This window comes from Psittacicella hinzii (genome assembly GCF_003585935.1).
Taxonomy (GTDB): Bacteria; Pseudomonadota; Gammaproteobacteria; order Enterobacterales; family Psittacicellaceae; genus Psittacicella; species Psittacicella hinzii.
In genome coordinates, this window is the sequence record NZ_NRJG01000002.1 from 1 (window position 1) to 12,663 (window position 12,663).

General features: G+C 35.6%; 8 protein-coding genes. 1 reads left to right on the forward strand and 7 read right to left on the reverse strand.

Going from position 1 to position 12,663, the window contains the following annotated elements; genetic code table 11:
* The first annotated feature begins 99 nt into the window (after positions 1 to 99).
* Entirely contained in the window at positions 100 to 636 is a 537-nt protein-coding gene (locus tag CKF58_RS00065; protein ID WP_119529956.1) for a DDE-type integrase/transposase/recombinase, read from the forward strand.
* A gap of 138 nt (positions 637 to 774) precedes the next feature.
* Here CKF58_RS00065 and CKF58_RS00070 read toward each other — a convergent pair whose 3' ends face one another.
* The 7 genes from CKF58_RS00070 to CKF58_RS00100 all read right to left on the reverse strand — a co-directional run bounded on the left by CKF58_RS00070 (position 775) and on the right by CKF58_RS00100 (position 10,590).
* A complete protein-coding gene (locus CKF58_RS00070; protein ID WP_119529957.1) occupies positions 775 to 1,515 on the reverse strand; it encodes a lipoyl protein ligase domain-containing protein in 741 nt (246 codons plus the stop codon).
* Between the two features lie 368 nt (positions 1,516 to 1,883).
* The gene (locus tag CKF58_RS00075; protein ID WP_119529958.1) at positions 1,884 to 2,189 is read right to left on the reverse strand and encodes a biotin/lipoyl-containing protein; all 306 of its coding nucleotides are present in this window, start codon (positions 2,187 to 2,189) and stop codon (positions 1,884 to 1,886) included.
* Positions 2,190 to 2,970: 781 nt separating this feature from the next.
* Entirely contained in the window at positions 2,971 to 3,975 is a 1,005-nt protein-coding gene (locus tag CKF58_RS00080) for an alpha-ketoacid dehydrogenase subunit beta (RefSeq protein ID WP_119529959.1), read from the reverse strand.
* Between the two features lie 15 nt (positions 3,976 to 3,990).
* Entirely contained in the window at positions 3,991 to 4,968 is a 978-nt protein-coding gene (locus CKF58_RS00085; RefSeq protein WP_119529960.1) for a thiamine pyrophosphate-dependent dehydrogenase E1 component subunit alpha, read from the reverse strand.
* Between the two features lie 1,435 nt (positions 4,969 to 6,403).
* Positions 6,404 to 7,744, reverse strand: a complete 1,341-nt coding sequence (locus CKF58_RS00090) for an MFS transporter (protein ID WP_119529961.1) — start codon at positions 7,742 to 7,744, stop codon at positions 6,404 to 6,406.
* Positions 7,745 to 9,153: 1,409 nt separating this feature from the next.
* Positions 9,154 to 9,684, reverse strand: coding sequence for a nuclear transport factor 2 family protein (locus CKF58_RS00095; protein ID WP_119529962.1), 531 nt, complete (start codon positions 9,682 to 9,684; stop codon positions 9,154 to 9,156).
* Positions 9,685 to 10,236: 552 nt separating this feature from the next.
* Positions 10,237 to 10,590 (reverse strand): ArsR/SmtB family transcription factor, encoded by a 354-nt coding sequence (locus CKF58_RS00100; RefSeq protein ID WP_119529963.1) that lies wholly within the window; start codon positions 10,588 to 10,590, stop codon positions 10,237 to 10,239.
* Positions 10,591 to 12,663 lie beyond the last annotated feature (2,073 nt).

Consider the following 12,663-nt stretch of genomic DNA (forward strand, 5'->3'; position numbering starts at 1 on the left):
AACAAAGGTAAAATAAAGTATTACTATCGTAAGAAATAGGGCTCATATAGACCTATTAGTTTAAGAGAGTAAGACTTCCCTAACTTTAAGGACGAATTCGTGCACGTAGAATGTGATCTAGTAGAAGTAAAAATGACTACTGGCGCTAAAATCTACTTCTTATCTCTATACGTACTTAAGGCTAAATACAACATCTATGTTAGATTACGTAATAAAACAGCAGATCACGTTACTAGTGAAATTATCAAGGCGTTAGCAAGGAAGCCAAAAAAACATGGCTTAAAAGCGGCAGAGCTCTTTAAAAGTTTAACTTTCGACAATGGTAGTGAATTCAATAGGTATCAAGAAATAGAGAATGCCTTACAAATCCCTGTATACTTCTGCAGAGTCGGTCACCCTGAAGAACGTGCTGAACAAGAGAACAGTCACAGAATGTTCCGTCGCTACTTCTTCTCTAAAAAGAAGAAAACTAACAAATACATACCCTTCGGAATCGGTTACAAAATTTCTCGATATATTGCACGTATTGCAAGAAAATCTTTAGATTACATTACACCTTGTGGTATTTCTACAAAATGTGGAAATGATAAAACAGAAATAATTATTGATTTTTTCAAATGTAACATGGATTTTTAGTCGCGGAAAAGCGGCTAAAATCTACACATTATTTTTTTCAGACAACCAGGAGTATGTACACAGCAATAAGAACTAAAAATAATTAATACAAATAACTAAGCACAATCAATGAGAAGAACTAAGCAATCAATGCAAAAACTAAGCACAATAAGTACGTTGTAAGTAATTAAGAAAATCACTATACACTTGTGCTGCACTTACTCCTTGCTCACATTCATTTACAGTCGTGGTTTTGGTAGCAAGATAAATCGTATCTGTACCTACAGCTCGTTCAAATTTATTTGTTAGTTCAGTTAAATACTTACTATCTCCAACAAGTAAGAGAGCATGAGAAAGGACTACGTACTTGTCTCCCACTAGAGCTTTATCTCCAGCTCGTTGCCAGTTTTGCGCAGTGCCGACAATCTTTTGTCCATTCACAGATAGGTTAAAACGTCCGTCACAAAACGAACCCTCAACCGTTTGCCAACTTGCTTCTATGTTGTATTGGGCTAAGAAATCTGCAAGTAGAGTACATAAAGCTTCATAGTGGTCTTGCGCTACTAAAAAAGGTTCTGGAGTTTCTACAATATAGGCTAAGTGAATATTAATAATCTCTGGAGTTTGCGGGACAACTCCGCCTCCAGATAGACGCGTGTGAATCTCTAAACCTTGTGCAGCAAAGCTTGCTTGTGCCTGTTGCCAAGTGGCAGAATATTTATGCACATAAGAACGAGGAACAACTACTCCTTGATGCTCACCTAAATGCACTAAAGCATAGGCTTGCTGGGTTTGCATTACTTGCGCTACTAGTTGACTTTCGGTCTGTTCCCAAGTGGCAGCAAGAGAATAGTTATCAAGAGTTAAAAGGGTGAATTTAGGAAGTAAAGGATTTAGCATAGGGTATTCTCGTGCATAAAAAATCCACCCAGCTACATCTGTACTGGGTGGTAAGATCTCATACGAGATTTAGCGGATTAGATTTAAACTGTAAACAGTTTAGAAAACATTCAGTAAGTTGCCAGATGTAAAGTAGTTTAGTAACTATGGAGGTTTGTAACTATGGTTATTTTGTAACTATGGTTATTTTGTGACTATGATAATTTTGCAACTATGATAGTTTGGTAACTAGATTGCCATAGATACATTTATTTTAACCTACTTCACTTCTTATCTACATTACTGTGATCTAACTTAGATCTCTCTTCTCAATATTGAGGAGTATGTAAAATTTTATTTGTTCTAGCAACTGTACCACAAACTATGAACTAGTCCACAGCTGGTGGAGTAAAGTTGCGAATATATTCATCAATTTGCGCTTCTGATACTTCACCTTCGGTCATAATGCCAATTAAAGCACGAATTGGTAAAGTAGCGCCTGCTGGTTGGAGAATACGACGTACCACTCCAGCATCACCAGCTTCATATGTATTAGTGATTTTATCAGTATCGATTTCAGCAATTGGCATACCTACGGTTACTTGGTCTCCAATATTTACTAACCAAGCACCAATAGTTCCTTCTTCCATAGTTAAGCCCCATTTGGGCATTAAAATTGGGATAATTTTACTCATAGTCTATCCTTTGGTGAATCTTAGAAATCGGCATAACTAGGTATGAAAGTCTTAAGTAATTAGCCAACCCTAGCTAATAGTTAATTATTAAAAGGGAGAAGAAGATAAAGTTTACTTTATCCTCACCCGAGGAAGATTACATAGTTATTGCTAAGAGTACAAACCCTAAGGTCTAATACCTCTAGATCTCGAAGTAAAGTACAAACACTTGCTTTAACCTCATGACTTTAAAATGTAAAGTGTAAGTAAAGACTAATAATGAGCTAGTGCTAAAAGTTGGCTTGCTTATTACTAAATGCATCGTTCAAGCATTGAGCTTAAACTTTAGTCTAAACTCTAGAACTTAAACATCCAACTTCTATGCCTATAGTCAACTTTACCTTACGCTCAAGCCGTAGAACCTAAGGATTAAGTTCAACTCAAAGCTCTACGGCAATCGCTACTTTCTGCTGCATAAACTTAGCAGTACAATCTTAGAGTTACAAATAATTCGACCACTGTTAACGCTAAGCAGTCAGAGCCATAAGCTTGTTTACATGCTACTAAGTAGAGTAAAGCAGGCTGGTTTACTTGCTAGTTTATGTAGTTAAAGTATTGACGAGCTAAAGCCATAGTTGTCAATCAAGTGCTGTACTTTAATCTAGACTTATCACTCCTTAAGATTACCTCTTAACAAGCTAACTTTGTAATCCTAAACAGTACTCTTCAGAGTGTGTTAGCCTCTTAACTTAAGAGAGAAAACTAACACCTCTTTGAGCATAAGAAGTAAATCACAATTTTTCTACTCTAAAGTACGGCGAACTGCTTCAGCAATGTCTTTGCCTGATGGTAAGTAAGCTTTTTCTAGAGGAGCAGAGAAAGGTACTGGAACATGTGGTGGACTTACGAGTTGAATTGCTCCTTTAAGAGATTTAAAGAGTTTTTGTCCAACTTGTGCCGCTACATCTGTAGCAATGTTACAACGAGGCGAAGCTTCGTCCACTACCACTAAACGACCTGTTTTCTCAACCGAAGCGAAAACGGTATCCCAATCTAATGGGCTAAGAGTACGTAAATCAATAACTTCTACACTTACGTTTTCAGCTGCCAGTAACTTAGCTGCTTCTGCCGCACGATGCACCATTAAACCATAAGTAACAATAGTTACATCTGCACCTTCAGTTAGGACATTAGCTTTACCTAGAGGGATTACATATTCACCTTCCGGTACTTCAGTTTTCATGCCGTAAAGGGCTTTGTGTTCACAGAAGATAACTGGATCATTATCACGTACTGAAGCAGCAAGTAAGCCTTTAGCTTCAGCTGGTGATGATGGACATACTACTTTTAAGCCTGGTACGTGAGTAAAAATAGGTGTTAGCATTTGGCTATGTTGTGCTGCAGCACTAAAACCGGCTCCAACTAAAGCACGAATAGTAACTGGAGTTTGAGCTTTGCCACCAAACATATAACGGAATTTAGCTGCTTGGTTTAAAATCTGATCAAAACACACTCCCACAAAGTCCACGAACATTAGTTCAGCAACCGGACGTAAACCACAAGACGCAGCCCCAATAGCCGCACCTATATAAGCTGACTCTGATAATGGAGTATCTAAGAGGCGATCACCATATTTAGCGTATAAGCCTTTTGTTGCACCTAGGACCCCACCCCAAGCGTCACGTTCACCTGGAGAACCTGCACCACCTACAATATCCTCACCTAAGAGAATCACATTTGGATCACGTGCTAATTCATGGTCTAAAGCTTGATTAATCGCTTGTTTAAAAGTAATTCTTTGACTCATAAAAAACTCCAAGTACTAGTAGTTTACATAAACGTCAGTTAGTAATTCACTTACGGCTGGCTGCGGAGCTGCTTTAGCTTGCTCAACCGAACTTGCAATGAGGTCTTTAACTTCTTGGTCAACAGTTGCAAGTTCTTGCTCACTAACGAGTCCTTCAGCTATCACTTTTTGTGCAAAGTGCTGTAAGCAATCATGTTCAGCACGGAGTTTTTCTACTTCTCCAGGAGCACGATAAGTTTGTGCATCCCCTTCGAAGTGTCCATAGAAACGGTTGGTACGACATTCAATGAGTGCCGGACCTTTACCAGCACGTGCAGCTTCGATCATTTGTCCAACTGCTTGATGTACGGCAAAGAAATCATTACCATCAACCGAAACGGCTGGTACAGCAAAACCTTCAGCTCGTTTTACATAATCTTCAACTGCAGTCGCATAGCAACGTGAAGTTGATTCAGCATAGCCATTATTCTCAATTACAAAAATTACTGGTAATTGCCAAATAGCAGCTAAGTTTAAACTTTCAAGAACTGTTCCTTGATTGGCTGCCCCATCACCACAGAAAGTAACGGCAACTGCACCATTTTTACGAATTTTAGCCGCTAAGGCAGCACCACATACTAGTGGAGCACCAGCACCTAAAATTCCGTTTGCCCCCATCATCCCTTTCGAAAGATCGGCAATGTGCATTGATCCACCTTTACCATGACATACGCCATCGTAACGTCCATATATTTCTTTCATCATACCAATAACATCAACGCCTTTGGCAATACAGTGTCCGTGTCCACGATGCGTACTTGCAATGCGGTCTTCATCTTGTAGATGTTCACAAACACCCACAGCTACGGCTTCTTCTCCAGCGTATAGATGCACAAAGCCGGGAATTTCACCGCGCGCAAAATCCAAATGCAGACGATCTTCAAACTCACGAATCGTACGCATTTTACGGTACACTGCTAATAGTTTATCTTTTGGTAGGTGTAAACTACTCATATGGAGTAACTCCTCATAAAACATAAGGTCGATGTTAGAGGTTAGAGGTTAAAGCTGTGCTGCTAATATCAATAGCTAATTACGATAGACGATAGCTAATTGCAATAACTAATAGCAATAGTTAAAAGCAACAACTATTCATTCAATACTAAATATTAGTACCAGCTACTAATACTAACTCCTAACATCCGTTAGCCCATAACAATACAAGATTGTTAGGTGCTAACCTCCTTAAGTTAAAAAAGTTTAATGATCAATCCTTGTAACTAACGCTATTTCTAATGAGTAATTGCTTATGCTTAAGCTCTATAACTACTAGGTATGGTTATCTTACAAAGGCACATAGGCGACAAGCACTTAATAACACAAATAAAAGAATCTAGCTCTGTCTAAAGGAGTGCAGCTGCCCACAGAAAAAATATCAAGTATTCTTTCTGACAACCATCTCCTTCACCCTGAGAGAGTTGCATATTCTGCACTCCCCGAGACAGAGCTTTACATTTAAGCGATATATGGCATAAAGCTTAATCATGAATAAACTTTATATGAATAAATTGCTGATAAAGCTGTACTTAGAACTTTTTGTAGCACCAAAGGAGAAGTTTTGTAAAGTAAAACTGCGTAATTGAGACAAGCGTTAAGACAAGCTTAATTACCCTTTGCAAAAAGCAAGAGAGCGTTAAATAGCCTAACTAAGTTTTCTGGCATACTTGAAAACCAGTTCTCTAAGTACATTTTTATTATAAAAAGCAGTGAGATAAGAAAGTAAACTTTTACTGAGAATTGCCAAGTAGATCACAGAATTAGTATTTTGAGATAGGCTTAGTGCGCAGTCTGACAACTTTTACCATAGACTTTTTAATCAAAACGATCAAAAATACCCGTAAACTTTCGATCAAAACGATCGTTTTAGCTAAATCAGAGAAAAAATTTTTTCACTTTTTTCTCTTTGAGGACTACTTTTAAGTCCTAAAACGTAAAAAATCATCAAAACGACAAATGTTTTTATGTAGATTTGAGAAAAGAGTAAATGCAAAAGTAAGAACATAAAATGGTCTCCTGTACTCTTCCAGCACTCATCCTATACTCAAAATATGAATCTAGATTATGAGTCTAGATTGTATATTTAAGTAGTGAATCTATGTTGTGAATCTAGATCGTACATCTCACCGAACCTAGTGATATTCCACAAAATCAATCAAAACTCCAAAAAGAGAGGGTTCTTCATTGAATCACCCGCAAAACAAAACCTTAAGCTGTACCCCAAAAATAGGCACTCCACTCATTGCTAACGCAAAGCAAAAAACCTCCAAACGAAAAAACCTCCAAGATACGTCTGATATCTTGGAGGTTTTTTCTAATAGTTGTAATCTTTGTAGATTTTTGAGAATTACTTCAATCTACAAAATTACAGTTTATGTATATTTAGTTTTGTTTATTTACTAGCAGGAATTTCTTCTTTGTGTTCTGTTGCTAGATTACGGTTTTTTGGATCTACTTTCCAAATGCAGTGGAAGATAATTGACATCGCACTACAAATTAGAATAACTACCGCATTCGAAATTAAGAGAGTTGCACCATTATGACGATCTAAATGCGAAATCATTGATACTAACACACCAGGAACTACTAAACGGATTGCCGTAATTAAAGAAGTGGCTGTACCTGTCATGTGTGGATATTGCATTAAGTAAATCGCCATCATGTTACCAATTTGGAAACCATTAAACACTACGTTAATACATAGCGCGATTAGGATCGAGTTCACTCCTAAAGCATAGTACACTACATAGAAGTTTACTAAGGTCGAAATTACTTGCGCAATAGCCCCAAATAACCATAAGCGTGCTGGACTACGTCCACGTTTCACCATAAATTGGTTTAACTGCACCCCTACAATAATAGACAGGATTAACGGTAGGAAGTAATAACCAAAGTGGTCACTTGATACCCCATAGTCCGTAATATAGATTGCAGGAAGTAAAGTTGGGAACGAGAAAATAGTAATCGAGAAGATACTATTTAAAATAATTAACCAAACTGAACGTGGTGATCTTAAGATCGAACCGTAGTTTTTAATAATACGAACAGTATTAAATGGTTGACGTTTTTCTGGATCCAAGGTTTCTGGGATTAATACTAAGTACAGAATTACTGAAATTAGCATTAGACCAGAAATAATGTTATAAATCCAAGGCCATGAAAGGTGAATTAATACCCAGCCTCCGAACAGCGGAGCAATTGCCGGAGCAAAGAGGAATAGGGTAATTAACCAAGAGTTGTAAATTACGAAGTCACGAGGACTGAACACGTCTTTAAGTACAATCGACGGTACAGCACCCATACCTGAATATACTACCCCTTGGGCAATACGCACGGCAACTAAAGAGTTGTAATCTTTAATTATTACCATCACAAAGTTTAAAATAATTGCTAAGGCTACACAAAGCACCGCTACTGTTTTACGCCCAAAACGGTCAATAGTTGGACCCCATAAAAATTGTCCGATACCCATCCCTAAAACAAAGTAAGGCACAATTGCCTGCACTTGTGACAGGTTGGCATTAAAATCGTGAGATAACTCGTTAATTGCAGGTGTAATAGCGTCATTTGCTAAACCTACATACCCAGGGAAAAACGCTAAAATTAAAATAAGCCATGCAACGTGGGGAATCTTTTTACGTAATTCTACTTGGAATGGCGTAATCGCATCAAAACCACGATAGGTTGACGCTGCCGTCCCTTCACGTTCATTAGCAGGAGATGTTTGACTCATAAATGCTAATCCTTATGTCAGAGAGTTAGAATTAGGCAGAGTTGAATAATACTTAACCTTGTTGGGTTTTGGCATACCTAATTATTTTATCCTCAAGCTTTTGCCTCAAAAGAGAGAAGAGCTTGCGAGGCAATTGGGTAGTCACAGCAAAAAGGTTGCAGTTAAATTAAGTAAAACTCTATTAAGTAATAAGTTTAATAATTTACTTATTACTCTACTTACTTATCAATCTTAAATAGAGGTATTTAGGTTACTAAAATTTAGTTAGGTAACTAAAATTTAACTAGATAACTAAAAGCAAATTGTACGCTATAGAGCGATTGGTAACCATAATATTGGCAACCATTGTAGCTGTTTAATGATTTACAACAAGTAGCTGATTAATAATTAACAACAATTTAGTTTTTAATTAAAAATAACAGTTAAGTGAATAAACTAAATCTAGCTCAATAATCTAAAGTGATTAGTAACTTCAAGAGAGAGGATTATTAACTGCGTTTACGTTACAAGTAAAGAACTTATTGCAAGTGCGAGAAAAGTGAAAAAAGTGAATAGAATGTATAAGCTTGAGTCGCTTACAAATAATTAGATATGTCAAAAGACTAACAGCTAAGCATTCTTCAAACCTAAAGACCTAATGCTTAACCGAAAAAAATAGTTAGAGAGTATTCTCTAACTGGTAGGAAGAAAGTTCTTTGCAGAGAAAATTTTTTCAAGCAAAGCTGTAATATTATAGCGCAGGAAAATAAAAACTGCTGAAGAGATAATCATTTACGTAAGAACAAACATAACGAAAAACAATGAGCTTTTACATTTTTAGGTATAAGTTGGAAGTAGCAAAAGGGTAAGCTTATTAGCCAATTTTTATCGCTATCCTGAAAGCAGTAACAACAATTTACTAATGATCTAGTTCAAACTCCACATCTCATTATTCCCAAAGTTCTCGGCTTCTCAAAGCTCAAACCCAAATTAGCAACTAACAATCTTAATATTTAAGCTCGTTCTTACCTCTTCTAAAGGCAACTCAAAATCAAGTAAGTAGGTACAAAATAATCTGTAGATTTACCTCGTTTTACATACTCAAAAGTTAGACCTCATACAGAGAAAATTTTTGCAAATAAAGTAATAAATCCCCTATATAAAAGTAGAGGATTTATAACTGTAACAGAAAAATAACTATAGCTGAAAAAATAGCTATGGTCGTCTGAAAAATAATAAACTGAGATTTTATCTTGTACCTAGAAGTAAGAGTTTATACCTACTCTACCTCCACTACTACCTAGTACTAGTTATTTCTTACATACTCCTCAATTTGATTATTCTTAAATTTAGTTAAGGCAAGTAAATTTAAGAATGAAGTAACTAAGAAAGTAAAGGGAGTTTGTAAAATTCTTTTGCCGTAAATTAAATTACGCAGCAGGTTGTGCAGCTTGACGTTGAATCACAAATTTCACCGCACGTCTACTAGCTAACCATACGCCATTTACTTTACGATAATCATCTTCTAAAACTGCTGATAAATGCTGATCTAAAAGCCCTTCTTCAGTTTTATGTACAAAAGTCACTTGAGCATAGTGCATAGCTTTAGCTGTAGTCTCTGTTAAGTCTAGAACACGGAATTGTCCAGCTAGATGGAATTTAGTTTGCTGATTGGTAAAGTTTTTAAGTCCTGCAACAATTTCTTCTTTCCCATTTGCCGTAACTACACGATCTCCAAAATCAAACACAGTTTGCGCATCATCGGTATAGAGTAAAGCTTGTGCATTACCTGCATCGGCATTGGCATAGAGTTGGGCTACTAATTGTTGTAAGTTAGCTACGTCTAATACTTGTTGGATATTTGTGAAGGTAAAATATGGAGCTAAATTAGTAGTATTTGTCTCTGGGTTGTGATTTGTGTTTAGTTGATTTAAATTTGTGTTGTTATTTGTGATTGTCATAATTAATTAGTCTCACTTATCAAATAAAATTTGCTTAATGCCAATGTAGCGCAAAAGATATATCTACTTTTTTACTTATAGATTGCGGTTTGTGGTGTATCACTTAGCTAGCATCTTGGTTAAGAAATCATAATAAAATATTATGACCTCTATATATTCTTAGTTGCATAACTAATGGCTACCAACTTATAACTACCTTTATGGCTACCTTTATGACTTAAGCTTTATTTCTTTTACGTCTATTATAGTGAGACATTATTAAGTTTTAAATCATTAATTAAGCATAACAATAATGCCTCTAATTCACAAATTAAACTCCAGACACAGTTAAACCCGCTAAGCACAGCGCAAACAAATAGCAGCAAATGCCCTAGCGGGTTTAATTATATTGCGATTAACTTTATGACTGCTCTAAGCAAACCTTAAGCTAAAAGCTCACTTAAGATTTAGTGGTCATTCACAAAGTTGATATTTAATAAGTTAAGTGCGCAAAGCAATCAGTTCTTATATAAGTGCTTAGAACCTTGCTGGTGTTGAGACAATTCGCTTACATTAGGCTACTTTTTTCTGTGAGTTTACTGCAGCTTTAACTGCATCTGCTCGACCTTCAACATTGTAGTCTGTGATTAACAGAATTAAGCGAATAGCAAAATCCACCCCTCTTGGTGATAAAGAGTAATAGCTAAACTTACCTTGACGACGCACATTGACAATACCAGAGTCAACTAGTACTTTCATGTGATGGCTAAGTGTTGACTGGCTAATCGCGATACACTCGTTAATCTCACTAGCATTTTTTTCGCCAGTGCGAATTAACTCGATGATTTGCAAGCGATTAATATCGCTAAACGCTTTAAATACCCGAGCTTGTTGACTTTGCGAATATATATCAAGAGTTGAAGCCATATGACTACCTACTTTAGTGCTGAAAACCGATATTTCAGCAACCGATTTAATAATTTCAAGGGATTAAAAACACTAAAGTATAGATAGGTTACCGGTGTTATCTATACTTAGATTTGAAGATGCAATATTAACCAGTAGGTTAAGTTTAAGTTAGCCAAGTGGCTATTCCATTGAAATTTAGCGTAAGCTCGCAGTAATTAACGACATAAACCTAGTCCTCACTAAGTTAATCTCATGCAATTATTAGTACCTAAAATAGGCGATACCAAATTAGATAGTTAATTTTTCAAGTATCTCTTATGTCGTGGGAAAGCTCTATACTAGCTAATGAATGACTTTAGTTGTACGATCTATACATAAAAAATGTTAGAGCTAACTGTGAATATTTCGTCATTAAAGGCAGCGCAAGTGAAGAATTTTACTTAACGCATTTAGGCTAATCCCAGAGCTTAGAAACGTTCAATAGCAATAACATTAAACAGGGAAGATAATCTTCAATGCCCCCTTTACGTATTTTAACAAAAAAAAGCAATGCCGCTATTTTTTTGTGTGAAAGTGCTTTTACCACCCTTTAAAACTAGGAAGAATTTTTTAGAGTTTTTATTAAAAATTTAATCTAATTTTTAGATAAAACTCGAAATGATATAAATTTAGATTTTTGAAACTAGAGCTAACTGCAAAAATGCAGCATATCAAGCCCAAAGATCCTCAACCTATCTTTAGAAAAGAGCTTTTAGCCTGCCTAAAATAGCCAGTCAATAACAATCTTGCCTCACCTTACCTATAAACTTACTTTTAATTTTTTACCAGTTTTAGCCCAAACTTTCGAAAGTTACAGTTTTTTCTTTTCTTAGCTTTCTTACTTTTACTCTTAAGCTCAACCTATCTATACTTTTAATCCTGATCCCAAGTCATACCTACTTATGCAAAGATATCGTTACCAAAGTAGAGAAAAACGCCAATCTTAGCTGAAAAATAGCTATTTTAGGCATTTTAGTTTTATGCAAAATTATTCCCTGTAAAAAACTTTACTACTTATCTATTGATCTAGATTTTAGTCAAGAATATTGCTCAAATTAAGCAAAACAAAGACCTAAATTTTAGTGCTTTGATGAATATTTTGCATCCAAAATGCTCATACTTTTGTTGTAGTCTTAACTAAATTTGCTAAATTATTTGTATCACTTTTGGGGGACTGCTTAGAAATAAAAGTTTGTCTGTAGAGTAACGTTCGTAATGCGGATATGTAGGTGTGGGGATATGAGGATATGAGGATATGGGAAGATCTTGATATAGTAAAGTCCTGACGTTTAAAATGTCTGATGTAAAACGATAAAGGGAAGTTTGTAAAAAATAAACAGGAGTTGGAAATAGCTGTGTAACAAAAGAGTTATCTTTAATAACAGCACTGATAACTACACGATGAGAAGTATATATGACAAAGGTTTACTAAGCATAAGCTCTAAAGCGTGGGGAGTATGGAGAATATGGAGAGTAAGAGTATGTAAAAATAAACAGAACCAATCCCCACAAAAAGATCGAATTATCAAAGATTAATGCCTAAGCTTTTTAGAGTTTAATCTAAAGTTTGTTATTACGCTATACATAAATATGCTGAGCGTTAAAAGCTAAATAGGACAACGATATAGCTGCTTAGCAATGGCAAAATTACTCGAGTTATCAATTTACTATTAATTTGATAGTTAATTGGATTTTATTTCGCTTAATAACTTTTAATTAATTTTTCACAAATAATCCCAAAATTTCACAAAAACCGTAATTTTTTAGTATTTTTAGCTTAAAAATGACTATTAATTTACAAAAAAGTGCACACGTGCCACAAATCCACAAGAGAAATGTGAAGCTTTAAAAAACTCTGGCTATAATAAAAATCAACTACCTTTATTCCTCCTAAAAATAAAGATACTGTACTTTAAGTACAGGGACATATATAGAGTTGCATTTTCATTGAAGTGAAGATTCAAGCAAAGAAGAGAGAGCTAACTTTCTTCTTCCGCACAACTAAACTAAGTGATACTCCACTAAGATTAAACTACTTACAAGAGAGCTACT

Bases quoted from the DNA above. Each gene is read 5' to 3' on its own strand.
- CKF58_RS00095 (WP_119529962.1), bottom strand. From the start codon at position 9,684: ATGACAATCACAAATAACAACACAAATTTAAATCAACTAAACACAAAT.
- CKF58_RS00075 (WP_119529958.1), bottom strand. From the start codon at position 2,189: ATGAGTAAAATTATCCCAATTTTAATGCCCAAATGGGGCTTAACTATG.
- CKF58_RS00100 (WP_119529963.1), bottom strand. From the start codon at position 10,590: ATGGCTTCAACTCTTGATATATATTCGCAAAGTCAACAAGCTCGGGTA.
- CKF58_RS00070 (WP_119529957.1), bottom strand. From the start codon at position 1,515: ATGCTAAATCCTTTACTTCCTAAATTCACCCTTTTAACTCTTGATAAC.
- CKF58_RS00090 (WP_119529961.1), bottom strand. From the start codon at position 7,744: ATGAGTCAAACATCTCCTGCTAATGAACGTGAAGGGACGGCAGCGTCA.
- CKF58_RS00085 (WP_119529960.1), bottom strand. From the start codon at position 4,968: ATGAGTAGTTTACACCTACCAAAAGATAAACTATTAGCAGTGTACCGT.
- CKF58_RS00080 (WP_119529959.1), bottom strand. From the start codon at position 3,975: ATGAGTCAAAGAATTACTTTTAAACAAGCGATTAATCAAGCTTTAGAC.